Here is a 26,479-nt window from a genome sequence, read left to right as displayed (position 1 = left end):
GGCCTAAACCTCAAACCGATACTCGGAGCCATACCGCGGCTGGTACAGCGCCGCATACTCCACATCCACAGCCCTGAAGTGTGGCGATGTCACTTCAGCAAGTGCCTGGATATAGTCCCCTACGATCGCCTTCGGCAGGCGCAGCCCCATCGTTAGGTGCGGAATCCACCGAGCACCACGGCCATCGGGATTGAGCTCGCTGAGCTCCCGCGCTGCTCGCTCAAGCTCGTCCGGGCCCTGCAGCAGCCACGCCACCGTCTGCTTCGACTTCGTCCCGAACACCACCGTGCCTACCCTGTCCAGACGCGCAGACAATAACTGGGGCAGGAGTTCCCCTGCCCGGGCGATCACCTTTCGAGCCATCTGAGGAGCGAACGTCACTGACACGTGCGGGCGCTGCTGCTGAACGGGAAATCCGCGCTGCGCCAGCTCCTCATAAATCTTGCGAATCTCCTGCTCCTGCGTCTTCGGCAAGCGCAGCAAAATGTTCTCCGGGGACATACGACCTCACTCGTTGATGTCTTTCAGGTCCACGATAACGTCGGGGTTGCCGAACGCCTTGCGGACACGCTCGAGGGCATCGGGAAGGCTCAGCCCGTCGGCGGCAGCGCTTAAGATCACGTCTTGTAGGTCGCCTCCTCGGCCCCAATCTTTGTAGTCATCAAACCCATATCCAGTGCCGGTGAGCACTTTGTCATCGTTGAACTTCAGCGCCATGACACCGTTTCCAACCCGCCACATCCACCCCGTCCCTGGGCAAGGCTCACTGGTTTTCGCTTTGCAACATGGCGTCGGAATCATCTCGAGACCCATGTACCGGTAGCGATCATCACTGTCATTGCTTGCCATGTTCGTCGAGCGCCTCCACCCTCAAGTGATTGTCTGCCACGTCTCAACGTACCAAACCGCCAGAAAGTTCGTTCATTTGTTCGAATCGTGCCGATCTGTGTCGGCGGGGGTTGATAGGGTGAGAGCAACTCACGAAAGGAGGGGTCATGACCAGCACAATCACCCGATGCGTCAACGATATTTCGGCAGCGCTGCGCACGTTAAGTGAGCTTTTCGCCGACCCCTCCGCCCTCACATTCAGTGATATCCGGCACGAAATGGAACGCCTCGAGGAGCAATTCAAAAAGAAGGCAACTATCGACGCCGCGTTCGCCTTCATCGCCGAGCGCGAAGAAGCTGGCCGAATTGTCGGCGCTAACTACCCCAACGCGTACCTCCAGCAGTGCCTCGACCTGTCAAAGGGCGAAGCCTACAACCGCCTTGAACGCGGCCGACTCCTCTTCGGCTAGCCGCCAGCACCTAGCACTCCCCCGGCCAGCGAGGAAAGCACCGAGGAGCTTTTCGCTCGCACCCATGAAGTGGAGCAGCAGCAGGCAACTGCCAGAAGAACGTCTTCCCAGGTTAGTGCAGAGAAGCAAAACATCATCCGGCGCGAACTCGACAAGTTGCTCAAAGCTGGCGTGGACGAACGCACCCGCATCTACTCCGCAGCCATGACCGAGGGCTTACGTCGCAACCCCGAAGACCTCCGGCAGTTCGTTCGCCGCGCAGTCAGCGACGTCAACCGGAAACACGCCCCACATACCAACCCTAATGCCGGGTATGAAAATCGTGGCATGTCCATTGGTCGTCGCAAATCGGATGGCACTGTAGACATCTACATCAACGCTACGGCTGGAGATGCCGCCCTGATCAAAGCGCACACAGACAAGGGCCTCGCGCCAAACTCCAACCTTCCAGCAGCGATGCACGACGAAGTGGACTCCCGCACCCGGCAGCAACGTCGGTTCGACCAGTTCTTCGCCATTTTCAAACAACACGAGCAATCGCACCAGAAGGCGAACGGCGGCGCTGCCTCGGTGGTCATTGCACTTACTCTCGACGACCTCGCCGACGGCGATGCTTCCATGCTTTACGGCACCAACACCGGCATCGAAGTCGACTGTTTCGATCTTGTACGCCTCGGCATGGACGGAACTACAGACTTCCTCCTCCAAGTGGACGGCGTCACCTCAGTACCGCTGTGGATGGGGAGAACCACCCGGCTCGCATCGGTCGAACAGCGAATCGCAATGTTCGCCATCCAAGGAGTATGCTCCTGGCTCGGCTGCACCACCCCTATGTCAGAATGTGAGGCACATCATATCCTCGCCTGGATAAAGGGCGGACACACCGATATCGAAAACCTCACTGGTCTTTGCCGCGAGCACCACAGATGCAACAACGACAACAGAGACGGCTCCTTTAACAAGGGCTACATGGATTTCGACCCGCAAACAGGCAAAGCGGGATACCGAAAGCACCCGTCCGATCCAATGAAATTCAACCAATCGGTGCCTGCGAAACACTCGGCAGTCAGCAGAATCTACGCCGCAAAAGGCAGGTGCAACTGCGTACGGACCGGAGAGCGTGACCCCGCCTTGTATCCGCCAGGCCTCTCACCTCCCGTTACGGCTCCACTATCTCAAAGCGCCTAGGGTCGGAGGCATGAAGATCTTTACCGTCGGCCATTCAAACCTCGAGTTTGACCAATTCGTGGGCATGCTCGAGGCTTCCGGCGTGCGTGCAGTCGTGGACGTGCGCAAGCTTCCCGGCTCCAGGAAGTACCCCTGGTTCAACGACGATCAACTTGCCCAACACTTACCTGGGCACGGCATCGAATACTCCCGAAACGAAGGGCTCACCGGGCGGCGCAACGTGTCCAAAACAGTCCCCTTCGAGGTGAACGGCAACTGGCGCAACCGAAGCTTTCACAACTACGCGGACCACGCACTTGGCGACGAATTCGCACAGTCACTCCAAGCGCTCAGGGAACAAGCCAGGACATGCCCAACAGTAATCATGTGCTCAGAGGCAGTCTGGTGGCGTTGCCACCGACGCATCATCGCCGACCACCTCCTGGCCCACGGCGACAACGTGCAGCACATCATGGGAATGACGCAGCATGGCCCCACCCTAAGTGCAGCGAAGCTTAACGACGGAGCTGTCGTCGGCGAGGATAAGAAAGTACGCTACCCGGAGCAAGAGACCAAGTAGCACGTTTCAACTACCCACCGCTGCCCCTGTTCCCATTTCCGCAGTACGCGCCCATTTTTAGCTAGAGGGGCGCTAACCTCTCAAAAGCCTCCCAAAATGCATTGATTGAACAGGTGGCAAACTCTTCGCTTCAATGTCAGTTCAGTGCGTTTGAAATAGGTCAGTATTGACTGTATAGTTCAGCACATGCTGACTATTGCTTCGCGCCTCGATGTCATGAACCGGCTCGGCCGGGCCATGGCGGATCCGACGCGCTCCAGAATCCTGATGACCCTACTCGACGGCCCGAGCTACCCGGCTGTGCTTTCGCGCGACCTGGACTTGACCCGCTCGAACGTCTCGAACCACCTGACCTGCTTGCGTGACTGCGGCATCGTCGTCGCCGAGCCGGAGGGCCGCAAGACACGCTACGAAATCGCCGATCCGCACCTCGCGACAGCGCTCAACGCGCTAGTGAACGCGACGTTGGCTGTCGACGAGAATGCCCCGTGCATCGACCCTGAGTGCTCGGTGCCCGGCTGCGACGAGAAAGGAACGGACGCATGAGTTCAGCGTGTGGATGCGAACACGAACCAACCACGGAAATCGAAGATCTCGATCGGCCATGGTGGAAGGACCCCGAGTTGCTACTGCCGATCTTCTCCGGCGTAGCCCTCTGCATAGGTCTGGCGCTGGGCTGGTCCGGGCTAGAGGCACCCGCGACAGTACTGTTCTGGGTCGGCCTACTGTTGGGGGCGTATACGTTCGCGCCCGGCGCTACCCGGAACCTTGTCACGAAGCGCAAGCTCGGCATTGGCTTGCTGATGACAATCAGCGCGGGCGGCGCGGTGATCCTCGGTTACGTCGGAGAGGCCGCGGCGCTAGCGTTCCTGTACTCGATCGCCGAGGCGCTGGAGGACAAGGCGATGGACCGGGCGCAGAGCGGACTGCGAGCACTGTTGAAGTTGGTGCCGCAGACCGCGACGGTGCTGCGCGACGGCACGGCGGTCGAGGTCGCAGCGAAGGACCTCGTGGTTGGCGAGCTGATGCTCGTTCGCCCCGGGGAGCGGATCGCCACGGACGGCATCATTCGTTCCGGACGCTCCAGCCTTGACACCTCAGCGATCACCGGAGAATCCATTCCGGAGGAGGTCGCACCGGGCGACGAGGTGCCCGCGGGAGCGATCAACTCCGCCGGTGTGCTGGAGGTCGAGACGACCGCAGCTGGAACTGACAACTCGCTGACCACACTCGTGGACCTGGTCGAGCAGGCACAGGCGGAAAAGGGCGACCGCGCCCGGATCGCCGACCGGATTGCCCGACCCCTAGTGCCCGGGGTGATGATCCTGGCGGTGCTGGTCGGCGTGATTGGCTCGCTGCTGGGCGACCCCGAGACGTGGATCACCCGTGCGTTGGTGGTTCTGGTCGCAGCGTCGCCGTGCGCGTTGGCAATCTCCGTGCCGCTGACGGTCGTGGCCGCGATCGGCGCGGCCAGCCAGTTCGGCGTGGTCATCAAGTCCGGCGCGGCGTTCGAGCGGCTCGGCGGCATCCGTCACCTGGCGGTGGACAAGACCGGAACCCTTACCCGCAACCAGCCCGAGGTTACCGGGGTGGTCCCGGCGGACGGATTCGATCGGGCCCAGGTGCTTTCCTTCGCAGCGGCAGTTGAGCAGCAATCGACGCACCCCCTCGCCGCGGCGATCGCGGCAGCGGCGCCCGAAGCACCCGCCGCCTCGGACATCAGCGAGGAAGCCGGTCATGGCATCGGCGGCACCGTCGAAGGTCGACGGGTGCTGGTGGGCAGCCCCCGGTGGATCGACGCCGGGCCACTGAAGGCAGACGTTGAGCGCATGGAGTCCGAAGGTCAGACCTGCGTCCTGGTCACCGTCGATGACACCCTCGCCGGAGCGATCGGGGTCCGCGACGAGCTGCGTCCCGAGGTTCCCGAAGCTGTGCAGACCCTGCACGCTAACGACGTGAAGGTGAGCATGCTCACCGGCGACAACACTCGCACCGCCCGGGCGCTGGCTGAGATCGCCGGGATCGACGATGTGCGCGCCGAGCTACGCCCAGAGGACAAGGCAAGCATCGTCGCCGAACTCTCCTCCAAGACACCGACGGCCATGATCGGCGACGGCATCAACGATGCTCCGGCACTGGCGGGCGCAACGGTGGGTATAGCGATGGGAGCGACCGGCTCTGACGCCGCGATCGAGTCCGCTGACGTCGCCTTCACCGGCCACGACCTCCGGCTGATCCCTCAGGCACTGCAACACGCCCGCCGAGGCAGCAGGATCATCAACCAGAACATCGTGCTGTCTCTGGCTATCATCATCGTGTTGATGCCGCTGGCGATCAGCGGCGTGCTGGGCTTGGCCGCCGTCGTATTGGTTCACGAGGTCGCCGAAGTCATCGTGATCTTGAACGGCCTGCGGGCTGCACAAGCGAAGCGCTGAGCCACACTTTCGTCCAGCGCGCTGGCTCCCCAACGCGGATCTTAGAAGGATCGTTCTGCTCAGGGACCAAGCGTCATCTCAAAACTTTTGATGCCGAGCTTTATCGACACGGCCCGCAACAACCTGGGCAGTGTGTTTGGCAAAAGGCCCCACACCCATCAGCGTTGCCGAGCCGTCGCCGGTCCAGTTGCCATAACCGACTAGATGCAGATTCTTCACCGCGGTTTCGCAGCCGCGCATGAGGTGGCGGAATGGACCGAGGGTTGGGCGAAAACCAGTGCACCAGATCAGGTGGTCGTGGTCCAGCTCGTTCAAGCTATCGAAGATGGGGGTAGCGGTGAGCTGACCGGAGTTGCGGAGCTCACGTAGATGAGGCAATGCGACAATGTCCCCGAGGTTCGGGTCGGCATCGCCACCGAGAATCCGGCGGCGGCTGCGGAGAAAGAGATCGCGACCATCGACATCATCAGGCATCCAGCGCGGTTGCTCACGTGTGAACCATGTGACCTCCGACGTCCCGATGAGGTCCGCGGCGATCTGAGCACCCGAGTTCGCCCCACCGACCACCGCAACTTTCGCATCGCGGAATGGTTCGGGACCAGGGTAGGTCGACGAATGCCACTGGCGTCCGTGAAAAGTGCCGGGATAGTAGGGCACGAAGGGCGCGGACCACGTGCCTGTGGCAGCGACAACGTGTTCCGCCGTGAATTGACCGGCGGTCGAATCTAGGGTGAACGTCCCTCCCTCGTGGGACACGCTTCGAACGTGCGCTGGGCGCCTCACCGGGAGGTCGTACCGTTTTTCGTAGCTTTCCAGATAGTCGATGACATGACTTGCAGGCGGGTACCCCGGGTAGTGCGGCATGGGCCAGCCGGGCAGATTGGAGAATTCCGCGGCGGAGAAAAGCGTCAATGACGGCCACGTATGCAACCACGCTCCACCAGGTTCCTCCTGGTTGTCTAGGACCAAGAAGTCCACTTCGTAGCGTCGCAGGTAGTACGACGTGGCTAGGCCGGACTGGCCACCACCGACGACGATCGCCGTATGATGCTCAGCCAATCGATCATCCCTCCAGAATCTCCCGGAAGCGCCACTCAGTGTCGTTTCTCATCGGGCACATGCCCGCCCAGGTGTGTCTCCGCGAGCTCACCAACGGGAGAGCTTGTCAATGGTAATCAACGATCTCCACCTTAATGCCCCGCGTTACACGTTGAACTTGAACTCGACCGAGTTTCAGTCGAAAGCTACCTGCCTTTTCGCACCATCAAGCGTAGTAAAATCCTCACCACGGTGCGCACGTATAAGTGGGAGCTGCGCGCCGCGGAGAACTGCGTGACCGAACGTGTGTCGGTGAACGTTGAAGGCGACGGATGGGGCGAAGCCTCGAGCTGTTTAGGTCCGAGCAAGGCGTGGGGTCGGTGGAAACCAATGAAGAGGGCGCCCAGCCTGAAGATCTGCCCTCCCCCGGTATCGTCCAGTCAGCCGACCTGAAAGCCGCACTCGATTGCGATCTCGGTCTGTGTCCTCTCACCATCACAATGCCTATTCGTCGCTTGACGCTGCTTGAGACTCAGGTTCCGAAAACGCAGCTGATCATAACTTGGATTGATATACCGTCCCTCCAGGTGATCGCATCAGACCAGTACTACAGCTCCGTCGATGCTGAAACTGTCCGATACGAAAGCGGAACACGGGGAGTCGACGTCGAGTTGGAGGTCGACGGTGACTGAGTGGTCGTACATTACCCTGATCTCGCACGTCGGGTCTGATCCGGAAACAACTCTAACTACGCTGGGCGGTATGAACGATCTGACCATCGCGCCCGGACCGGGGATCCCCGGTGGCCTCGTCGTCGCCGCGGCGGACCTGTCGGAGCGGTTCGCGAAGGCATCGGGCCCGGGCGGCCAGGGCGTCAACACCACCGACAGTAAGGTGCAGCTCTCCATCGACATCGCGGAATGCGCATCGCTTTCCGACGCCCAGCGTCGCCGCGCCCTCCACAACCTCGAACACCGCCTGGACGGCACGGTGCTCACCGTGAGCGCATCGACGCAGCGCTCGCAGGTCCGCAACCGTGCCGAGGCGCGGGAACGCATGGCCATCTTGTTGCGCGAGGCGCTCGCCCCACCGCCTCCCCCGCGGCGGAAAACGAAGCCGACGCGCGGCTCGGTGCGGCGCCGTCTCGAAGCGAAAAAGCGGCGCTCGGAACTCAAGTCCACGCGACGGCGACCCCAAATTCCCTAGTTCGAACCATCCGCGTGCATATCCTCACGCTGACGGACCTGGTTCGGGTAACCGCTACGTCGAGACAGCGTGAATCGGCTGAATCCTCTCGATCTCGGCGAGGATTTTGTCTTCTGCCACATCCAGGTCGTACTGGGTCTGTAACCCGAGCCAGAACTGGGGGCTCATTCCGAAGAACTTCGCTAGACGAAGGGCCGTGTCAGCGGTTACAGCGCGCTTACCGTGAACAATTTCGTTGATCCGGCGGGGCGGAACGCCGATGGAGACGGCGAGCTTGTGCTGGGTGATCCCCATTTCCTTGAGAAAGTCCTCCATGAGGATCTCACCGGGGTGAACCGGAGGGAGCTTGTCAGTGGTCGTCAACGATCTCAACCTCCTCTGGCCTCGCGGCGGACCACCGAAAACAGATCCGCCACTGGTCATTGATTCGAATGCTGAACTGACCCCGCCGATCACCTTTCAACGCCTCAAGCCGGTTCTCCGGGGGATTCCGTAACTCATCAAGAGTCTGCGCGTGCCCAAGCTGGCGAAGCTTGCGCAGCGCTACTGAGTGAATGCGGGAATCGATCGAGCGAACCCGCTCTCGATTCCACAAACGCTCGGTGTCCTTGTCAGCGAACGACTGGATCATGCTTCACCTTATCACCCCCATAACGCGAAGCGTCAATAACGCTACACGTTAAATTTGAACTCGACGGATTGTCGAAAGAATATAACCTCCCCCTAGCCGCCAAGCCTTTTCCGTATTACGATTACGTGCATGAAAACTATCAACGGGAAGCTAGTCAGCGAAGAGCAAATCGATGCGTGGGTAACCGAAGCCGAGAAAGGCTACGACGTAGAGACACTTCGTCGACGTGGAAGGAAACCTCGAAACGAAGATGCTGCGAAGGTTATCTCCATTCGGCTTTCCCCCGGCGAGATATCGGACCTCGACAAGTTTGCGGCTGAAAACGGATGGTCACGCTCTCAGGCAATCCGCGAAGCGCTAAAGAATGCTATTTAGAAATGGACGTACGCCGAAGCGCCACGAAACACGGCATCAAGCCAGACGACTCCGTTACTGCCGCGACTTCAGGCTGCGTTTTTAAGACCCCACTCGATGAGGAACACCCTCAAAGGGAACTGCGCCTCGGGTTCGACGGCTCAATGAGATTACTCGAGATTGTCGTACTCATCTGGGATGACGGCACCGAAACGATCATTCACTCCATGAAGGCACGCAAACAGTACCGCGCCCTGCTCGACTAGGCACGAATATCTTCGAAGAAACCCGGTGTGCTTACCGGATACAGCAATCATGCGCTCGCCAAGGCATTGCAAGTGTCTCAAAACTCGGCGAGTTTTGGTCCGCCGCAACCGGTTGCGAAATCGCCGCGGATTACGGCGATTTTGTGATGGTTGATTCCACCCCGGCGCTGGGATTTCAGCGCGTTAAGGATCCGATACCTGGGAAAACCGCATGCACATCGACGTTGGCGGGGCGGAGCGCGAAACTTTAATAGAACGCCTCAAAGACCTAGGCGCTACCGAACTCATCACCCACGAGGCGCCGGGATTGGTGTGGACTGTCATGCAGGACCCGGAAGGCAACGAGTTCTGCGTGAGTATCCCCGGGGCCTAGCTACACATTGAACTTGAACTCGACCCCGTTCCGTAGCCGAATAACCTTTGGAGCCGTGCCGTCAGTCAGCAGAGATGTGGCACCGCAGCGCCTAGGCAAGAGGAGGCAGATGAGTATCGACGACATCGCGGACCACGTCGATGTCGACGCCGAAATACTGGTGCACCAGGATGTTGCGGAGATCCCGAATCTGAGGCCAGACGATCTCAGGGTGCGCGCCGGTGATCTCATCGGGAAGATGGTTCACGGCTTCGCCGGACTGCGACTCACAGCGGCACCGCCTCGGCGAGCGTCGAAGCGGATACCGGGTGCCTGAGCAACTGGGCAGGAAACACATCGATGCCATCGCGCCCGAACAGAGCGCGACTCTCCTCGAGCAGACCAGACGCACGCATCAGGAGACGTCCCTCCGCAGGGTCCATCCCGACGAGGATGTCGATGTCCGATCCTGCAGACGCGGTGCCGCGCGCGACGGACCCGAACAACTTCGGGTTGGTCGCACCGTACCGATCGAGGAGCACCTGGAACTCGTCAAGACGCGCAACGAGAATCTCGCGTAGGGCAAGCGTCTCAGGCGTCATGACGGTCTCAGACATGCTTCCGGGGGTAACGGGCCCGGCAGCACGTCGACATGGAGCTTTGACACTGAAGCGGAACTCCACCGCGTTCTTAAGGGCCGACGACATTTTCCCGTCTCACCGCCGCACCAGGCGGCACTGACGCGCTGCCACCACTTACAGCCGGTCGTCTCGCCCGCCCGCCATGACGCACTCAACGAACGAGCGATAGAGCAGGCTTACACGCGTCTCGCACTAAACGACCGGGCAGCAGCGTCACGGAGGTTCCGAAGTAGCGGCTATCGCAGTGCACCTAAGGGTTTGGTGAGGGAACCAGCCATTCGGCAGCGGTACGAAACGTAGCCCTCAGTTGCGGGTGCTCCCGCACGATCTCTCGCTGTCGCTCTGCCGGCAACCCGAGCTCGTGCAAGACGTTGAGGATTACGACCGCGGTCGTCACCTCGACGACGGCGATCAGCTCCTCGATGGAATGGTTGGGCGTTCTGCCCTCGTGCGCGAGGTCATTGCGGGCGCGCGTCGTCCACTTCGCCCAATGGTCGACATCCGGTAAGAGCTGTGCGATCGCTTCCTGATCGGGTCGCGCGGCGAGGGCATGGAGCCGATCACGGAGGGTCGGGTCGTTGCGGATCGCTCCCTTGAACCTGTTTCGGTGCTCATCGGGAACCTGCGCCAGCATCGCCTCTCGCATCGCCCTGAACTCCGCGTTGGGGAACGGTTTCTCGTCGATGCGGAGGTTGCGGTGCAACACCTCGGCAGCACCGACTGCCGTCAGAAGATTGTTCTCAACAAAACGGGCCGGTGCGTAGCGCAAGCCCAAGATCATGTTTGTCGCTGCCTCCAGGCGGCCATGGGCGTCGCACCATCGGGGCATGACCTCCTCAAATGGGATCGTGCCGCAGGTGAAGAACATTCGGTGGTGATCGACGGCTTTCGCGTCGTGTTTTCCAAGCGCGGCCGGTGAGTAGAGCACATCGGCACGTCGGCGCGGCAGCGGGCGGCCATCAGGGAAGTGCGACTCGGTCCCGGCAACTTCCAGTCGGAGCCAGATCACTCCGGCCGCGCGATGCGTCGCCAGGGAGATCAGGTCCTGCACCAGGCTCGCCTCCTGCAGAGCAACACTCAGAGAGAATGGTTCGGCTGGCACGACGCAGATGGACACCGTGTCCCGCACACGTCCGACGCTTCCTCCCTTGCGCTGGTCGAAGAATGGAAGCGTGTGCGTGTGCTGAAGGCGATACTCAGTGTCGTCGACTACGACCGATTGCGCCTTGACCGGCTTCACCGAGATACGCCCGGTCCCGTCGATCTTGCCGTCGGGAGCCCCGAGGGATCCTTCGAACACAGAAGACACCGCCCAGAGACTCAGATCCTCGACTGAGACTTCTGCCCTAGCGAACGCCGGATCCGCGTCACCGCTGACATGCGCGCCGATGATGGCGACCGTCGCGGTCACGGTCTGCTTATCAGGGCTCGCCACTCGCGCACCCATGGTCCTTCTGGTGCTCCTAGGAACACAGCCGAGCAGTGTGATCTCCCTGAGCTCGGCCACACCGTGCATGACTTCCCAGGTGCGGGTTCCTTCGTGAACAGCAGTCCATCCAGACGAGTCCGTCGTCAAGATCCGATCCTCGAAGGTGCCGATCAGCGACAGAGAGAGACCATCTTCCGGGTCGTACCGTAGGACACCCGGGACCTTCTCGCTAGGGGCTTCCGGCAGCCACCACACGCCAGCCCACTCGCCGGCCTTGTCGAGGTTGAGAGGATCATTAGGCATCGTGCTCCCGGTCCGGGCTCCTTCCTGTCTTGCGGCCAGATGTCAGGTCGAAAATCTTTACTCCACCACATGCCCCCCCACGTAGGACAATCTACAGCGAGATCATGGTCAACTGAGATCGGATGCGGCGACTGGCACACAATCGCAGTTCGACGCGACGGCACAGCCCTCGCAACTGGCAACAATCAGCGAGGGCAGACCGACGTCGCCCGGTGGACACACGTGTCCGAGGTCTCTGCCGGCTACCTGCACACCGTCGGCTTACACGACGACGGCACCGTCGTCGCCGTCAGCGACGACAGCAGAGGCCAGTGCGAGGTGTCATCGTGGAGAAGCATCACCTCAGTGGCAGCCGGCTCCGTCCATACGCTCGCGCTGAGCCAGACCGGAAGGGTCTTCGGAACGGGCGACAACCAGTTCGGCCAGTGCGATGTCCAGTCATGGACCGGCATCACAACGATCGCAGCCGGAGCGAGACACTCGCTCGGGCTGCGCGCCGACGGAACAGTCGTGGCTGCGGGCCGACGAAACAGTCGTGGCTGCGGGCGACCACACCGAGCAGCAATGCAATGTCAACGCCTGGGCCGCTCGACCACAGATGAACTGAAGTCCAGCGTGCCCGATAATCGGCCGTCGATCACACGTTGAATCTAAACTCCACCGAGTTCCGGCACATAGGTACATCTGAACACAGGGTTCACGTGCTCCCCCTCCCCACGGTCAGTGCTCGCTACTGATCAGGGGACACAGGCTCACCCTCGACGTGGGTCAGCCTGCAGGACGCCACGAAGGAGGTACCGCGCCATCACGCCGGCAGGGAACCCGGCTGAGACGCCACATACTAGGGATCTGAAGAGGGCTCGACCATGCCAGCGGTCGGCCCCTATTCCTTCGCGAGCACGGCGTTATCCGTCAGGCAGAAGTCATCGTTGATCTTGATGACCAGCGCAACGAGTAGGCGGAGCGCTGTTAGATACGTGTGGCGGTGAACGCGGTCGTCGTCACCGTCTGCCTGTGATCCATGGAGGTAGCGGTTGCGCAGGCTAGGTCCGTTGCTGAACTCCTTATCGTTAAGGAAGTAGTTGAAGTAGCTGACCTCCGCGGCGCTGAGCAGCGTTGATCGATGCACCAGCCATCCGGCGCTCACCATCTCGTCAATGGCTTTCTGGCCGGCCGCCGAATGATGGAGACAGCTCGTCACCTCGTACTCCCAGAGTTCCTTGAGCACATGCAATTGTGGCGCGCTTGCAAACGCAATTCGGTCACGATCTCCGGTCAGGATGCCCTTCTCGACCAGGAAGTCGATGTTGCGCTGTTGGTACTCGTGGAACTGGTCGTAGGCGATGTCATTGGCGATGACCAAGTGGAGGAAGCTCTCTGCCTCCAGATCGCTGCTGATGTGCACCAATCCGGATTGGTCCGAGAAGAGCAGGTGCTGAATTCCTTGGATGTCCGCGTTGTTGGCAACGTAGGCGTACTTATCCACAACCTGACTCGGGATGTCGCCGTAGGAAAGCTGCTCCGATGTGATTGTCAGCAGCTCCGGGTCAACCTCGCCGTAGTCGACATGCAGCGTGAACTGCTTGAGGACGCTCTCCATCTCTGAGAACAGATGGCGGCTCTTCTCAAGGTAGGTAGCGGTCGGGCTGGAGGCGCGGTACTTCAGCCCCTTGGCACCGAACTCCTGCTCAAGGTAGTCCGTGAAGAACCAAGCGATGACCAACTCGAGCTCTATACCTTCGGAGCTGAGGAAGCGCTCGTACATCAAGGTCTGGAGCAAGGACGCCTGATCCTTGAGCCTGAACACCGCCCCCGTCCGGTAGTCGCCCTTGCCCGGCGTACCCATGAACCGCTCGAAGAAGCCAAGTTGCGCTCCGTAGGAAGGGAGTTCTAGGAGCATGTGGTCGTTGGCGAACTGGAACAGGTGAACAAAGTTATTCAGGATAGTCGGGTAGTCGAGGTTCTCCGTGAGCCAGGTTCGACTGTAGGAGTACTTGCCAACCATGCCGTCCAAAGACTGGACGACCTCTTCGACCTGATCGGCCGAGATGCCCACTTCGCAGCCGGTCTTGATCCCCTCCGTGGACTCGAACATCTTCTTCGTGAGCGCATCTGCCTTGCGACGAGCCTTTAGCTTCAGTCGAGCATCGACGCCGGTGTTCTTGTCAGCTCGTGCGGATGCGATCAGCTTGACGAAGTTGAGGTTAGGCTCTTCCTCATCGAGATATCGGTCAAACAGGCCACGCTGATCCGCGGGAGTAAAGCTCTTCGGAAGATGGATTGGATCCCGCCCCTCGGACTGGAGGACCTTCCGCGCAAGCAGCTCAGCATTGCGCGGCTCATCGAGTAGCAGGGCCCGAATCTCCTGGTCGTAGGCACGCACGAGTGTCTGGCATGAGAGCAGATCGTGCGGGTGGAAACTCTGCTCTTGAAGTGCAGCAAGCACGATCGAGTCAGTGCAGCGCTCGAAGACCTTGTTCTTTCCGAGGAGATCGAGGACGTCTGTGCGGTACTGAAAGTCAACGTCCTGAACGAGCGTTGAGAAGGTGGCGTCAGTCACTTTGCCGAAAAACCTGCCGATGACTTCCCGGATCTCGGGGACGTGCGCCAGAGGCGCGTCTCGCTCTGCTTCGGCCAGGTCCTTCGGGAGAACTTTGTGTTCTAGGAACAACGCGAGATGATGCAACTCAACGATGTCGTTTATGCCTTGATCGCCACGAGTAGCATCGAATTCACGGACGAGCTCTAGGAGGCGGTCGGCCTGCCAGAAGGTTCCGTAGTCGCTGAGGCCGAAGAACTTCAGTCTCTTCTCTGGTCCGCTTTCCGACACTCGAATCTCCCTCCCGGTAGGCGTCACTCTATACAGTTCGGGGGCGCCTAGTGGCACGAATTTGAAGTTGTTGCCTGATCGTGCAGCAGTCCCCTTGGGCGGAGCCGTCGTCCACGTCGATCGTTGCGCCGACTCCTCGTTCTGTCGTGGAAGCGAGCCGAACTAGCGGCGCATCACCCCGAGGCGGACACGACCTACGTCTCCATGGGCATAGTCCCGCGCCCCATCGGGCTCCTCCCCACCGCGGAGCGGCGCACGACGGACGATGTACAACTACGCGGGTAGGTCCCTGGCAAAAGCGCCGGGCACTAGTCCTGACTCAACACTCGACGAGAATCATCAACGAATCTCACTAGTTATTGAAACGGAACTCCACGGAGTGGCGAAAGAAGGCTACCTCACTCAGTTGCAAGCGATTCGAGAAGCCGAAAAGTGGGCCGCAAGGCGTTTCCTGCTCGGAAAGGCAGCCTCTGCAGGCTAGATCGTTCCGCGTCATGAAGAGCTAGCACCGCCGAAGTTCCCCTCAAGTCAGATTCGGACTCATTCTCACAGTCAGTCGCGGAACGAAACCCAACTTAGTACGGTCCCGACTGCAACTAAAACTGTTCCTGCCGAAACTAAATGCCACCTTCTAACCGCTGGCGAAGCACGACTTCCTCTTCATCGCTGAGCCCAGCGAGTCTTTCACCCTGCTGTTCTTCTTCAAATCGCAGCGCATCCGCCAATGTCTCTTTCAACGGGCGAATCTGCAGGCCCGCTTCGTAGGCTGCGGTGCAATCGAGTAGCGCGATGTTGCGAAACTGTTCACCTGGTACCCACAACGGCAACGATTTTGGGCCCATCCACGGGGTTACATCATTAGCGAGAAGCAGTTCATCAGAGCAAGGTCGCTCCGTAGCCTCCGATGCGGTTAACTCACGCGAAATCTTGAACACATCGGACAAGGAAGTAGCAAACCCCGTAGCATTAAAGGTTCCGAAAGTCCCAACTTCTGCAGACTCAACTATCCAGCCTGCAAGGTCTTTCACATCAATCATAGCGACGGGAAACGCCGGGTCTGGGACGATCACGTTCTCACCCGTGGGATGCGCGAAGCGCCACGGATAGTAACCACTGCGCCCTGTTTCGTCGCCGTAGCCAGCGATCAGACCGGGTCGAACTACCATTACCGACCGATTTGTGCTGCGATAAATCGTTTCGCAAGCAGACTTTGCGGCTGGGTACTGCCCCATGTCCTCCATGTAGTCAATTTCAAGCGGAGTGACTACGGAATCAGACTCGGAAGAAATACTTCCCTGATCCTCATATACGCTGCTCGAAGACACAAATATACGATGCTTGGCCTGGAGTTTCGCCGCCGCATCCCGCGCATGCTTCGGCTGACTCGTCAGATCCACAATGGTATCCCAAGTTTTCCCCGCAACCTCATCGTACGCACCGTCACGGTCACGGTCCGCACTCACAAACTCAGCTCCGTTGGGAGCCTTCCCGTTACCTCGTGCAAGGCAAGTAACTTGATGGCCTCGGTCGACTGCTGCAGCCGCAATGTGTCCTCCAAGGAAACCGGTACCACCGAGCAATAAAAAGTTCATGTCACTAGTTGTACACGAAAACTTCTCACACGTGACCAGTCCTAATCCCAGCGCACCCAAGCTAAATTAACAAGCTAAATTAAGATGTCAGAGCAGGATTGCCCCACCATCTGCCAAAGCTTCTTATTCGGCTAACCTACACATTGAACTTAAACTCGACGACGTGTCGGCGCAAAGAAACCATTTCGCTAAAGACAGCAAGTAAATCCAGAGAAGTACCGCAGGATGCGGTCATGGCGCTATCGCTCCCGGAACATCTAGCAACTCGGGAAGCAATAGGGCACGGGAAGATGCGCGTCAAATGTACACCGCCCGCCAGGTCGAGTTGGGCACCAAGGTGCGCAAGCTGCTGGCGGACAAAGGCTACGTCTCCGTCGCCGCGGTTGCGTCCCTTAGTGTGGTGTAACGCTTGCTGATGGTGGGCCCTGGAAAATGCAGGGGCGGCCACCGTCAGTAACCTTTCGACTCAACTACCACATCTCACCGAAAGGAACATGACGATGACCGCTGCACCGCATTCTATCGACCCGACAACCTATCTGGATGATCTGCTCGCCCAAGCGTCTCCGGATCTGATGCGGCAGATGCTGCAAGGGTTTATCAACCAAATCCTCTCCGCCCAGGCCGACACCGTCTGCGGCGCCGAATACGGCGTCGCCTCCACCGAACGCGTCAATCACCGCAACGGGTATCGCCACCGCGACCTCGACACCCGTGTCGGCACGATCGACGTAGCAGTGCCGAAGCTGCGCCACGGCGCGTTCTTCCCAGAATGGCTGTTAGAGCGCCGCTCACGAGCCGAACGGGCACTATCGACCGTGATCGCGACCTGCTACCTCAAAGGGGTCTCCACCCGCAGGATGAACGATCTGGTGGCAACCCTTGGCATTAACAACCTGTCGAAATCGCAAGTCTCACGCATGTCGGAAGAACTCGACGAGATGGTCGCAGATTTCAAAAACCGCCCACTTGATCCCGGCGGGTACGCCTACCTGTCGTGCGACGCGTTGACGATGAAAGTGCGTGAAGGCGGCCGAGTGGTCAAATGCTCCGTACTTTTGGCCACCGGTGTCAACGCTGACGGGTACCGCGAAATGCTCGGCATGCACGTTGCCACCACGGAATCCAACGCGTCGTGGAAAGGCTTCTTCCAAGACTTAAAAGCCCGCGGACTTCGCGGTGTCTTCCTTATCACCAGTGACGCCCACGAGGGCATCCAGCACGCGATATCTGAAGTGCTGCCCGATGCGTCGTGGCAGCGCTGTCGCACCCACTTCGCGAAAAACCTCTACGAAAAAGTCCCCAAGACCCAGTGGCCGATGGTCTTAAGCGATGTTCCAGACAATCTTCCAACAACCCGACGCCCAATCCACCTGGCGACAAGCCCGCGAAGTCGTCGACCTGTTAGAACCAAAGTTCCCGCAGGTTGCGGCCTATCTAGAAGAGTCGCTCGATGACGTGTTGGCGTTTACCGCAGCACCGAAACCAGTCTGGAAGAAAGTCTGGTCCAACAACCCCACCGAACGGTTAAACCGGGAGATCCGCCGGCGCACCGATGTTGTGGGCATCTTCCCGAACCGTGAATCCATCATCCGGCTTGTCGGCGCGGTGCTTGCCGAGCAGCACGACGATTGGATCCAGCAAAAACGCTACATGTCACTATCCGCACTCGAGCACACCAAACACCTCATGCACCAAACTGGAGGTGAACATGGCGAACATCACCAGCTAACCGCCTAACAAAACCCCGAACTTCATACCGAGCCGAAAGCACAAACGGCTACACCACTACACGGGACTTGACCGTCGCCGCCCCCGGCTTCGAGGCCACCTCCATCGTGGTCATGTACGCCACCGCCCCGGAGCAGGCCAACGGATCCGCGTTCAAGCATGCCGGCGTCCAGATCGCCAGCGGTGTTCCGCTGCAGGTCGGCGAGCCGGAGGGCTTTTCCACATTCCGCATCGGTCTGTTCGGCTTGGACAAGTGGGCCGACGTGGACGGCACCGTCGCGCGGTTCGCCGAGACGCTGGACAAGGTTGTCTCTGCCTAGCCGAAGGTCAACGAATACAGTTTCACGCCTGCCGTGGGCCGGATGTGCAGCACTCCCTCGGTGGGCGTGTCGCCTTTCACAAGGTCGAGGGTTCCATCTGTGACCGGGAACGACTTTGTCGCACCGTCCGGATACTCGACCTCGATCTCGCCTTCACCCGAAACCACGAGCTGGACCCACTTGGCGAAGACGTTGATGTCCAGGTGTCCTCCACTGGTGGTCTGCACTGATTCCTCCTCGAGAATCCACGTCCCGTTCAAAGTGAACATGCCGCGCTCCGGAGCGGCCGGTTCACCGAAGTCGTGCTCGCCGTCGGTGTAACCGGGCTGCTTGGTGTACTCGGCGCGCGCAGTGCCGAGATAAGTTTCCGGGTTGCGGCCCTTCGTACCGCCTGCTGCTTCGCCGCTTTCGACCGGTTCGGGGAGGTCGACGTCGGGGTTGGCGTCGATGAGCAATTCACGCACGAGCTTTTCTGTTTCGGCGTAGCTTCCCTCCCCTTCCACGATCTGCCGGACGTTGCCGTGCTTGTCCACCAGGTAGCGGGCTGGCCAGTAGCGGTTGTTGAAATTCCTCCATGTAGCGAAGTCATTGTCCTGCGCCACCGGGTAGTGGATACCTTCCTTTTCTACGGCGTTGCGGACATTGCCCAGGTCGTGCTCGAAAGCGTACTCAGGGGAATGGACGCCGACGACGGTGAGGCCGGAATCGCGATAAGTGTCGTAAAGCTTGGTGATGTGCTCCCCCGCACGCTGACAGTTGATGCAGGCGTACGCCCAGAAATCAACGAGCATGACACCACCGTCCTGCGGGCTCGGCGGCTGGTCGGTGTTGATCCAGTTCGTCAGCCCCGCGAATTCCGGTGCCGGGCCACAATCCTGCAGCTGCGCGGGGTCGGCACGGCGGCACGACTGCAGTGAACCGCTCCCAGTTGGGCCGACCTTGCTGAGAGCGTCATTGGCCAAGTCCGAATTCTCAAAACGGTTCGACAGCGACGACGTCCAATTCGGCAGGGCACGCTGGATCGCCGCCGGCGCGTCGAGAGCCAACGCCACAGTGAAGACCAGGATGAGCACGCCGATGGCCTTACGGTGGCGCTGCACCGCGTCTACCTTGTCACCGATCTTGTTGCCCGCCAGGGCGAACACGAACAGCGGCAGCGCGGACCCAATCGCGAACGCGACAGTGAGCACCACCGTGTTCCAGCCGATCTGCCCAGTCGAGCCCGCCACCGTCACCGCTGCAAGCACCGGGCCCGCGCACGGAACGTACACCGCGCCAAGGGCCAGACCGATGAGAAAACCTCCCTTGCCGCGCGTTTTCTCCTGCAATGCCGTGGGGCGCGGAAGCGCGTCAAAGGGCTTCTGCAACACCTCCCCCACTGGCGGGAAAATCATTCCCAGCCCCACCCATGCCAGCAACACCACTCCCGCCCAGCGCAATACCGACTGTGGCAAATGCAGCGCACTAAGCAGAATCGTACCCAGCAGCGCGATCGCGGCGAAGCTCACGACCAAACCTGTCACCACGTGCGACGGTTTACGCCCGACGCTGACCCCCAGCACCACCGGCAACACTGGCAAAATGCACGGCGACAATGCCGTGATCACACCTCCGATGAATCCGACAAGAATCACGCTGATCATGAGTTTCCTCTACTTTCCGGTTGCCTTTCCTACACCCAGCACTACGGAGTGAGCACCCGCACCGGATTGGTCCAATCCGCATCAGCCCCCGGCTCCGTAGTACTCAGTGACGGGCCAGAAACACTGCGCCTGCGAACCGAAAAAGTGAAGGAGACGCTATGTCTATCAACCGCGCAATCGCCAGCGCCAGCGCCATCGTCATCGCCGCCGTCGGCCTCGTCGCATGCAACGACTCCGAGGAGAATATGGAGGACAAGATGGACGGCTCCATGACCCCGTCCTCCGATGCCATGATGAGCGAAGATTCCATGGCACCGTCTTCCGAGGCGATGATGAGCGAAGACAAAATGATGGAAGAATCCAAGTAGCACATGACCCAGGTGTTAGATTTAGAATCCGTGGATCCGGACCGTCTCTTAGAAAGCGTGCGCGCGGGCGATAAAGTCGCCTTCGCCGAGCTTTACGACGTTCTGGCCCCACAGATTCTAGGTCTCACCACCCACATCTTGCGTGACCGGGCCCAAGCGGAAGAGGTCACCCAAGAAGTCTTCGTGGAGGTATGGCTAAGCGCCCACACCTTCGACCCACACCGCGGCAGCGCCAAGTCATGGGTACTGCGGCTCGCCAAATCGCGCGCCATCGATCGGCTGCGGAGCTGGCGCAGCTCCCAAGCCCGCGACACCGACGATTTCAACAGTCAACTGACCACGTGGGTCGCTGCCGCTGAGGACGAAGCTCAACAGCGACTAGAGTCTGAGGAGCTACAAGAACTCATTGATTCAATCGGAGAGCCTCATCGAAGTGCGCTCATGCTCGCGTATTTTGGGGAACTCACCCACCAAGAAATCGCCGATGCCACTGGCGTCGCTCTCGGAACAGCCAAAACCCGGGTACGCGACGGGTTGCAAAAGCTTCGCAAGGCCGTGTCGTTGAAAGGAGGCCTGTGATGGATAAAGATATCGAGGACCTCTTCAATTCCGCAGCCACGCCGGTCACTCCGCCACCGGAGCTCAAACGCTCAATCATGGAGCGTATCGACGCTACCGACCAGGTCACAGACTTCGACACCGCGCGGAAGAACCGGTCCTGGCGACGTCTCACAACCGCCGCAGCAGCCGCCGTTGTGCTCATCGCCGGTGGCGGGTTCGCGGTCACCCAATTCACTGTCGACGAGTCACGCGAATCCGTGGCAGCCCAAGGCGTCGACGAAATGCACGCAATTATGGAGGCCGACGACGCGCGTCAAGGTCAGGCCGACGCGATGGGCGCGAGCCTCGACATCGCGATCAGCTCTGACATGGGCAAGGGCGGCGCCATGGTCAACGGCCAGCCAGCTCTCAACGACGGCATGGGTGCACAAGTGTGGGCAGTCATGGCTGACGGCGCCGTGGAATCGGCTGGAGTCATCGGCCAAGAACCCCACGACGACGTGTGGATGCCGCTGCCCGGTGGAACTGCTTCAGTCCTGGTAACCGAGGAAGTCGCCGTCGGCGCGGCGCAACCCACCGGCACGGTGCTGGCCAACGTGACGCTCTAGTGCCGGCTGCCTCCCTTGGCGCGCTTCAGGCCATTCGCGTTCTAAAAACCACAAAGCCCCGACCCAAAGTGGATGAGACGCGGTGGCAGGCCTAGCGTTAGTCCTATGACGTTGCCAGAGTTCGGTCCCGCTTGGGCCGGCGCTTTAATGGGAACCTCGATTGCGTCGAGTTTGACTGGGTTACATGGATTTCATGTAGCCGAGCTCGTGTTTGCGCTCATCGCGGCGGGCCTCCTCGTTGTGTTCACGGTCGGCGTGCGCAATGAGCCACCGCGGCACCAGAACATGGCGGCGTGGGGCATGTACGCGATGGGGCTGCTCGCGTGCGGCTCGGCGTGGACGGCACTCACGGGCAACGATGCGTTCCAGCTGGTCAGCTGGTGGATCGGCGCGCCACTGGCCATCATCGTGTGCTTGTGGCAACTCTGGGGTTTGTGGAAGCAGTCCGCGCACTACACCGAGCCAGCGTTCCCGTGGGGCTTGGCGCTCGTGTCCCCGATGGTCGCCGCGACATCCGCCGAGCAGCTCGCTACCCATCACGGCGAGTTTTATCACTACGCGGGTGAGCTGTGCTTCTTCCTCACGTTCTTCACCGCGATCCCACTCTTCCTCTACTGCTACTGGACCGGCACGCGCCCGCGTGGCGCCGCCGCGGGTACAGCGTGGATACCCCTCGGTGTTGTCGGCCAGTCGACGGCAGCATCGACATTGCTTTTCGACGCTCACCTTTACGGCCTCATCATGTTCACCCTCGGCGTACCGTGCGTCCTCTACGCCATGTACTGCTTCTACGAGGCTGTCCTCCATTGGGGTGTCTGCGCGGTGCGCTTTGGCTCCTGGGAACTAAGCCAATCTGGCGCTAGATGAACTAGTTAGCCGCGCTTCTCCGATGCCGTCGTCGTGGTGGTCCACGACGAGCTGGATCTGGATCCCGGGGAACTCCCCGTCCGGCACGCCCAAGACTCGGCGTAGCGGCCGCCCTTCGCCAGCAATTCATCGTGCGTGCCCCGTTCTGCGACCGTCCCTTCCTCCGAAAGCACGACGATGAGGTCGGCATCGCGGATGGTGTGCAGGCGATGGGCGACGACGATCACAGTGTGATCGCCGCGCAACGCCTCAATCGTGCCGACGATCGCCCGCTCAGTGGCCGCATCCAGCGAGGACGTCGGCTCGTCGAGAAGCACCACCGGGGAATCCTTCAGAAGCGCCCGGGCGATGGCGAGGCGCTGCCGCTCACCTCCCGACAGCAGCGTCCCCTCCTCCCCCACCGGGGTATCCCACCCGGAAGGCAGCAGCTCCACGATGCGGTCCACCCCGGAACGCCGGGCGGCCTCGCGCAAGCGGTCCCCGTCACCGGGCCTGGAACCGAATCCGGGGTCGGCGAAGACCACGTTGTCCCGCACGGACGCGTCGAAAAGAAACGTCTCCTGGAACACCGGGGTCACCAGCGAGTTCACGCCGTCGGTGCCGATCCGAGGCAAGGGCACCCCGCCGATGAGGATCTCCCCCGAGTCCGGATCATGAAACCGCGACAGCAGCCGCATGACCGTCGTCTTGCCCGCCCCCGAAGGTCCCACTATGGCAACCAGCGCTCCCTGAGGTGCACGGAAGCTGACGCCGTCGAGAACCTTCTTATCCCCGTACCCGAAGCTCACGCCGCGGAACTCCACGTCATGCCCGTCGGGCAGCTCCGGTGCGGCAGGTTCGGGAAGGGCGGGGATTGCCCGCAGGTCACGCAACGCAGTCAACGTGTTGCGGCCCGCACCGAAACCGCCGGACAACGCTCCCGCGGTGGTGATCGGTTCGGTGAACTGGACGACCACGATGAGTATCGGCGTCAAATGCGCCGGCGCCATCCCGCCCGTCGCGGCGACTGCCACGGCGACGATCACCGCCGCCGTGAACACCGCATGGACGACCGAGCCCAACCGTCCGATGGCCGCGCCTTGCGTCGACGTCGCCTTCGCGAACGCATCGTGTTGGGCCTGGATCGCCTCATCCACCATCGCGTCCGCCGCCGAACCGTCGCCCGCGGCGCGAATCGCCTGCTGGCCGCGGGTGAACTCGATCAGCCTGCCGGAGACGGCAGCGACGGCGTCAGCATGCGCTTCGTCCGACTCCCCGCCGACCCGGCCAATGGCCCGGTAGGCGAAGAAGATCACCGGCGCCGACGCGACAAGAACCAAACCGACGCGCCAATCCACCGCCAGAATTCCGAGAGCGATGACGGTCGGCGTAACCACAGCGGCGATGACGGGCCGCAGGATCACGTGCGGCACGGACGCCGCGAACGCGATACCCGACGACGCCATCTCCGAGAAGCGGCCGGCCGTGGACTTGGTGACGTACCCGAGTGGCAACGTCAGCACGCGTTCGCCCAGGGAACGCAACAGGGACGACAGCACCGCTGCGGAATTCGCCCTGCCGACCGTCCCCGCGGCGAGGGACAACACCGCATGGGCGGCCGCGAGGCCGGCGATGACGCCGGTGAAACGCCACGCCGTCGCATCATCTCCCTCGGCCAGAGCCGACAGCAGCGGCAGCAGCGCGACGAACGCCGCTCCCTGGGCCAGCGCGGCAAGCGCGGCCAACGCAATGAGCCACACCAGCGTCATTCTCGAGCGCCGATCCGTCATCGACCACAAGTCCCGAATCATCGATTCCCCGCCTTTTCATCGTCTGCTTCAGTGCCCCGCGGGGCGGATGGTTCGTCGTCGAGCGCGAACGCGCGCCACAAATCCCGGTAGCGGCCACCGCGCGCAAGCAACTCGTCGTGGGTACCCGCCTCCGCGACCGCTCCCCCATCGAGAACGAGGATGCGGTCGGCGTTGCGGATCGTGCTCAATCTGTGCGCGATCACGATCACCGTCCGCGAACGGGCCAAACGCTCGATTGCGGACTGGATGAGGGCCTCGGAAGCCGGATCCGCGTAAGCGGTTGCCTCGTCGAAGATGAGCACCGGCGCGTCCGTAACAATCGACCTCGCGATGGCCACGCGCTGCGCCTCACCACCGGAAAAGGTTACGTCGACGTTGACCACCGAATCCAGGCCCTTCGGCAGCGCCGCGATGACCGCATCGAGGTTCGCGAGCTTCGCGGCCGCCATGATTTCGTCGTCGGTGGCGTCTCTCCTGGCCAGCCGGATGTTCTCCCGCAACGGCAGCGTGAACAACTGCGGATCTTGGAACACCACCGACACCGAGCGGTGCACGTCGCGCACGGCGATGTCGCGAAGATCGGCGCCGCCCAGCAGCACCGAGCCTTCAACGGGGTCGTGGAAACGCGCCAACAGCCGGGCGACGGTGGACTTTCCGGAACCGGAGGACCCCACCAGCGCAGTGAGGGTCCCTGGTTCGAACGTCGCGGACATCCCGTCGAGGACCCGCGGCCCATCCCCGTAGGAGAAGACCAGGTTCCGGACCTCGAGCGCGCCTCCGTGCACGGGCACCGGATCGGCGGGCTCGGCGATCGGCGGCGTGCCCAGCACCTCCGCGATGGACTTCAGGGCGGCGATCCCCGCGATGATGGGTTCGGAGTTCATAGCCACCCTCACGATCGCCGCGGAGAGTCCAAGGCCGAGAACCAGCCCGGCGACGAGACCCTCCGGTATGCCGCCCGCGGCGTCCCTCAAAGCGAGGCCGGCCCCGCACACCACTGCGAGGACTGTGGTCGGGGACGTCACCACGTCGATGAGCCCGAGATAGATGTTCGACTGCCGGGACCAGGCGGACCACGCGCGGACGAACGACAACGCCGCGGCATCGTAGCGACCCGCGCCCTGGCTGGCGCGTCCGAAGGACTTCATCACCGGGATACCGCGCACCAACTCGATGACCGCGGCCGTCACTCCTTCGGAGGCTCGCTCGTAGTCGCGCTGAAGACCGGCTCCGCGCGAAATCATCACGCCCATCAGGGCGAAGGTGACCAGCACCGGGACGACCGCCACCGCCGCGATCCGCCAATCCACCGCGACGAGCGCGATGAGGGAAAGCAGGGGAACCAGCACCGCCACCACGGTCTCACCGACGGTGTGGCCCATGAGCTGGTGGACAGCCGCGACGTCCTTCTCAACCGACTCGATGATTCCCGACGAGCGCCGGGCGTCCAGCCAGCCCAGCGGCAACTTCCGGATTTGGGCGACCAGCCGGCGCCGGAGGTGGAGCTGCAGGTCGTTATCCGCCCGGTGCGAGAGCATGCCGGCGGCGCCGTCCGCGGCCATGCGCACCGTTGCGGCGACGACGATGACAGCCACGGCCAACCACGTCCGATGCACCGGGGCCTCCGGGTACGTCATCGCGATGTCGATGATGCCGACCAGCGAAGCGACGGTAGCCACCGACGACAGGACGGATAACGCGACCACCGCACGCATCCGGGTCCGAATCGGGGCGAGCAGCGACCACGGGCCTACGGTCCCGTCCACGGCGCTCACTTGCCCGCCTCCCCGATCGCGCTTTTCTTCGTGAGAGTGCAGAAGTACACCATGCCGGCGTGTGAGGCTCCGCCCAGCTTCAGCCCGTTGGCTTCGGCGAGGTCCTCGACCTCGCTGCCCCGGAACACCCGGTGGCCCATCTTCGCAACGACGGCCATGTCCACATGCTCGTTCACGTCGGGATCCTCGACGAACGTCTGCACGTAAGCGATGCCTCCATCGGCGAGCAGCCCGGCGACCCTGCCGAGCGCGGCTCCCGCATCCTTCATTTGGTGGAGCGCGCCACACACCCAGATTTCACAGGCCCCGCCGGGCTCTCCCGCGAGCGGCGTGAGGATGTCGGCAACGTGGAATTCCGTCCGGGCCCCAAGCCCGTCGGCGGCGGCGCGTTCGCGGGCGATGCGGATCGCATTGGGCGACAGGTCGTAGCCGACGATGTTCGCCCTGCGATAGCGAGACTCAGCGGCGAGCGTGCGGGCGAGCCACCCGGTTCCGCAACCGAGGTCGAGGACCCGGGCCGGCGCATCCGGCCCGGGATCCAGCGCACGGAGCTTCCGGTACACGGCGGCGTCCATCGGTTCGCGCGCATAGCGGCTGAGGAACCTCGGCTGGACCTTGTCCTCGTAGGCCGCGAGGAGCCTGCGGTTGTTCTGGACGATCTGGGCAATCGACTTCATCTGGTTCTGTCTCCGGG

30 protein-coding genes and 1 pseudogene are annotated in these 26,479 nt (G+C 61.5%); 17 read left to right on the top strand and 14 right to left on the bottom strand.

What is annotated here, in order from left to right; all coding sequences use genetic code 11:
• Positions 1-3 precede the first annotated feature (3 nt).
• Positions 4-501: a 2'-5' RNA ligase family protein gene (locus QP752_RS07830; protein WP_284805200.1), complete on the bottom strand. Its 498-nt coding sequence runs from the start codon at positions 499-501 to the stop codon at positions 4-6.
• A 6-nt stretch (positions 502-507) separates the two neighbouring features.
• Positions 508-849, bottom strand: a complete 342-nt coding sequence (locus tag QP752_RS07825) for a hypothetical protein (RefSeq protein ID WP_143110584.1) — start codon at positions 847-849, stop codon at positions 508-510.
• A gap of 146 nt (positions 850-995) precedes the next feature.
• Here QP752_RS07825 and QP752_RS07820 point away from each other — a divergent pair, with 146 nt between their 5' ends.
• The 5 genes from QP752_RS07820 (at position 996) to QP752_RS07800 (ending at position 5,480) form a co-directional block, all read left to right on the top strand.
• Positions 996-1,298: a hypothetical protein gene (locus QP752_RS07820; RefSeq protein ID WP_284805199.1), complete on the top strand. Its 303-nt coding sequence runs from the start codon at positions 996-998 to the stop codon at positions 1,296-1,298.
• A 69-nt stretch (positions 1,299-1,367) separates the two neighbouring features.
• The gene (locus tag QP752_RS07815) at positions 1,368-2,486 is read left to right on the top strand and encodes an HNH endonuclease signature motif containing protein (protein WP_284805198.1); all 1,119 of its coding nucleotides are present in this window, start codon (positions 1,368-1,370) and stop codon (positions 2,484-2,486) included.
• A gap of 10 nt (positions 2,487-2,496) precedes the next feature.
• On the top strand, positions 2,497-3,045 hold the full coding sequence (locus QP752_RS07810) for a DUF488 family protein (protein WP_284805197.1): 549 nt from the start codon (positions 2,497-2,499) through the stop codon (positions 3,043-3,045).
• Between the two features lie 186 nt (positions 3,046-3,231).
• Positions 3,232-3,591, top strand: a complete 360-nt coding sequence (locus tag QP752_RS07805) for a helix-turn-helix transcriptional regulator (protein ID WP_070362728.1) — start codon at positions 3,232-3,234, stop codon at positions 3,589-3,591.
• Positions 3,588-5,480 carry a cation-translocating P-type ATPase gene (locus QP752_RS07800; protein ID WP_284805195.1) on the top strand — a complete coding sequence of 631 codons (1,893 nt, stop codon included), beginning with the start codon at positions 3,588-3,590 and terminating at the stop codon, positions 5,478-5,480. Before QP752_RS07805 ends, QP752_RS07800 begins: the two co-directional genes overlap by 4 nt.
• A gap of 78 nt (positions 5,481-5,558) precedes the next feature.
• Here QP752_RS07800 and QP752_RS07795 read toward each other — a convergent pair whose 3' ends face one another.
• Complete coding sequence (locus QP752_RS07795) at positions 5,559-6,539, bottom strand: NAD(P)-binding domain-containing protein (protein ID WP_284805193.1); 981 nt, start codon at positions 6,537-6,539, stop codon at positions 5,559-5,561.
• 311 nt (positions 6,540-6,850) lie between these two features.
• Here QP752_RS07795 and QP752_RS07790 point away from each other — a divergent pair, with 311 nt between their 5' ends.
• On the top strand, positions 6,851-7,210 hold the full coding sequence (locus tag QP752_RS07790; protein WP_284805191.1) for a putative glycolipid-binding domain-containing protein: 360 nt from the start codon (positions 6,851-6,853) through the stop codon (positions 7,208-7,210).
• A gap of 70 nt (positions 7,211-7,280) precedes the next feature.
• Positions 7,281-7,724, top strand: coding sequence for an alternative ribosome rescue aminoacyl-tRNA hydrolase ArfB (arfB, locus tag QP752_RS07785; RefSeq protein ID WP_070829487.1), 444 nt, complete (start codon positions 7,281-7,283; stop codon positions 7,722-7,724).
• A gap of 54 nt (positions 7,725-7,778) precedes the next feature.
• Here the strand turns inward: arfB and QP752_RS07780 are convergent, their stop codons facing one another.
• Together QP752_RS07780 and QP752_RS07775 are read right to left on the bottom strand one after the other, a co-directional pair.
• The gene (locus QP752_RS07780; RefSeq protein ID WP_070568690.1) at positions 7,779-8,039 is read right to left on the bottom strand and encodes a HigA family addiction module antitoxin; all 261 of its coding nucleotides are present in this window, start codon (positions 8,037-8,039) and stop codon (positions 7,779-7,781) included.
• Positions 8,040-8,073: 34 nt separating this feature from the next.
• The gene (locus QP752_RS07775; RefSeq protein WP_070568662.1) at positions 8,074-8,355 is read right to left on the bottom strand and encodes a type II toxin-antitoxin system RelE/ParE family toxin; all 282 of its coding nucleotides are present in this window, start codon (positions 8,353-8,355) and stop codon (positions 8,074-8,076) included.
• Positions 8,356-8,484: 129 nt separating this feature from the next.
• On the opposite strand from QP752_RS07775, the gene QP752_RS07770 reads away from it, so the two are divergent.
• The 3 genes from QP752_RS07770 (at position 8,485) to QP752_RS07760 (ending at position 9,348) form a co-directional block, all read left to right on the top strand.
• Positions 8,485-8,730, top strand: coding sequence for a ribbon-helix-helix domain-containing protein (locus QP752_RS07770; RefSeq protein WP_034662589.1), 246 nt, complete (start codon positions 8,485-8,487; stop codon positions 8,728-8,730).
• Positions 8,731-8,732: 2 nt separating this feature from the next.
• Positions 8,733-8,975, top strand: coding sequence for a hypothetical protein (locus tag QP752_RS07765; protein WP_070568665.1), 243 nt, complete (start codon positions 8,733-8,735; stop codon positions 8,973-8,975).
• 211 nt (positions 8,976-9,186) lie between these two features.
• The gene (locus QP752_RS07760; protein WP_246816755.1) at positions 9,187-9,348 is read left to right on the top strand and encodes a VOC family protein; all 162 of its coding nucleotides are present in this window, start codon (positions 9,187-9,189) and stop codon (positions 9,346-9,348) included.
• A gap of 91 nt (positions 9,349-9,439) precedes the next feature.
• Here QP752_RS07760 and QP752_RS07755 read toward each other — a convergent pair whose 3' ends face one another.
• The 3 genes from QP752_RS07755 to QP752_RS07745 form a co-directional block, all read right to left on the bottom strand.
• Entirely contained in the window at positions 9,440-9,685 is a 246-nt protein-coding gene (locus QP752_RS07755; RefSeq protein WP_256374907.1) for a DUF86 domain-containing protein, read from the bottom strand.
• Entirely contained in the window at positions 9,615-9,944 is a 330-nt protein-coding gene (locus QP752_RS07750; protein WP_070614131.1) for a nucleotidyltransferase family protein, read from the bottom strand. Before QP752_RS07750 ends, QP752_RS07755 begins: the two co-directional genes overlap by 71 nt.
• Before the next feature lie 274 nt (positions 9,945-10,218).
• Positions 10,219-11,700, bottom strand: a complete 1,482-nt coding sequence (locus QP752_RS07745) for a HEPN domain-containing protein (RefSeq protein WP_070568670.1) — start codon at positions 11,698-11,700, stop codon at positions 10,219-10,221.
• Positions 11,701-11,769: 69 nt separating this feature from the next.
• On the opposite strand from QP752_RS07745, the gene QP752_RS07740 reads away from it, so the two are divergent.
• A complete protein-coding gene (locus tag QP752_RS07740; RefSeq protein WP_284805189.1) occupies positions 11,770-12,348 on the top strand; it encodes a hypothetical protein in 579 nt (192 codons plus the stop codon).
• A 235-nt stretch (positions 12,349-12,583) separates the two neighbouring features.
• Here the strand turns inward: QP752_RS07740 and QP752_RS07735 are convergent, their stop codons facing one another.
• Together QP752_RS07735 and QP752_RS07730 are read right to left on the bottom strand one after the other, a co-directional pair.
• On the bottom strand, positions 12,584-14,530 hold the full coding sequence (locus QP752_RS07735; protein ID WP_284805188.1) for a hypothetical protein: 1,947 nt from the start codon (positions 14,528-14,530) through the stop codon (positions 12,584-12,586).
• 617 nt (positions 14,531-15,147) lie between these two features.
• Positions 15,148-16,122, bottom strand: a complete 975-nt coding sequence (locus QP752_RS07730; RefSeq protein ID WP_034662607.1) for an NAD-dependent epimerase/dehydratase family protein — start codon at positions 16,120-16,122, stop codon at positions 15,148-15,150.
• A 500-nt stretch (positions 16,123-16,622) separates the two neighbouring features.
• Between QP752_RS07730 and QP752_RS07725 the strand changes: the two are divergent.
• Positions 16,623-17,862 (top strand): annotated as a pseudogene (locus tag QP752_RS07725) (IS256 family transposase).
• Positions 17,863-17,960: 98 nt separating this feature from the next.
• Positions 17,961-18,173: a hypothetical protein gene (locus QP752_RS07720; RefSeq protein WP_284805187.1), complete on the top strand. Its 213-nt coding sequence runs from the start codon at positions 17,961-17,963 to the stop codon at positions 18,171-18,173.
• Here QP752_RS07720 and QP752_RS07715 read toward each other — a convergent pair.
• Positions 18,170-19,816 (bottom strand): cytochrome c biogenesis protein CcdA, encoded by a 1,647-nt coding sequence (locus tag QP752_RS07715; RefSeq protein ID WP_284805186.1) that lies wholly within the window; start codon positions 19,814-19,816, stop codon positions 18,170-18,172. The two genes, QP752_RS07720 and QP752_RS07715, sit on opposite strands and share 4 nt — an antisense overlap.
• Positions 19,817-19,974: 158 nt before the next feature.
• On the opposite strand from QP752_RS07715, the gene QP752_RS07710 reads away from it, so the two are divergent.
• The 4 genes from QP752_RS07710 to QP752_RS07695 all read left to right on the top strand — a co-directional run bounded on the left by QP752_RS07710 (position 19,975) and on the right by QP752_RS07695 (position 22,220).
• Entirely contained in the window at positions 19,975-20,184 is a 210-nt protein-coding gene (locus QP752_RS07710; RefSeq protein ID WP_143000854.1) for a hypothetical protein, read from the top strand.
• Positions 20,185-20,187: 3 nt separating this feature from the next.
• On the top strand, positions 20,188-20,763 hold the full coding sequence (locus QP752_RS07705) for a sigma-70 family RNA polymerase sigma factor (RefSeq protein WP_256000398.1): 576 nt from the start codon (positions 20,188-20,190) through the stop codon (positions 20,761-20,763).
• Positions 20,763-21,353, top strand: coding sequence for an anti-sigma factor (locus tag QP752_RS07700; RefSeq protein WP_070976205.1), 591 nt, complete (start codon positions 20,763-20,765; stop codon positions 21,351-21,353). Before QP752_RS07705 ends, QP752_RS07700 begins: the two co-directional genes overlap by 1 nt.
• Before the next feature lie 105 nt (positions 21,354-21,458).
• On the top strand, positions 21,459-22,220 hold the full coding sequence (locus QP752_RS07695; protein WP_284805183.1) for a hypothetical protein: 762 nt from the start codon (positions 21,459-21,461) through the stop codon (positions 22,218-22,220).
• Positions 22,221-22,225: 5 nt separating this feature from the next.
• On the opposite strand, the gene QP752_RS07690 is transcribed toward QP752_RS07695, so the two are convergent.
• The 3 genes from QP752_RS07690 to QP752_RS07680 are packed head-to-tail and all read right to left on the bottom strand — an operon-like array spanning position 22,226 to position 26,462.
• Positions 22,226-24,010 carry an ABC transporter ATP-binding protein gene (locus tag QP752_RS07690; RefSeq protein ID WP_284805182.1) on the bottom strand — a complete coding sequence of 595 codons (1,785 nt, stop codon included), beginning with the start codon at positions 24,008-24,010 and terminating at the stop codon, positions 22,226-22,228.
• Complete coding sequence (locus QP752_RS07685) at positions 24,007-25,785, bottom strand: ABC transporter ATP-binding protein (protein WP_284805181.1); 1,779 nt, start codon at positions 25,783-25,785, stop codon at positions 24,007-24,009. The genes QP752_RS07690 and QP752_RS07685 overlap by 4 nt, the downstream gene beginning before the upstream one ends.
• On the bottom strand, positions 25,782-26,462 hold the full coding sequence (locus tag QP752_RS07680; RefSeq protein ID WP_068538777.1) for a trans-aconitate 2-methyltransferase: 681 nt from the start codon (positions 26,460-26,462) through the stop codon (positions 25,782-25,784). The genes QP752_RS07685 and QP752_RS07680 overlap by 4 nt, the downstream gene beginning before the upstream one ends.
• Positions 26,463-26,479: the final 17 nt, after the last annotated feature.

The sequence above is a fragment of the Corynebacterium sp. UMB10321 genome (assembly GCF_030228725.1).
Lineage (GTDB): Bacteria > Actinomycetota > Actinomycetes > Mycobacteriales > Mycobacteriaceae > Corynebacterium > Corynebacterium pseudogenitalium.
Note: the sequence above shows the minus strand (reverse complement) of the source record. Positions and strands in the feature narration are given on the sequence as shown.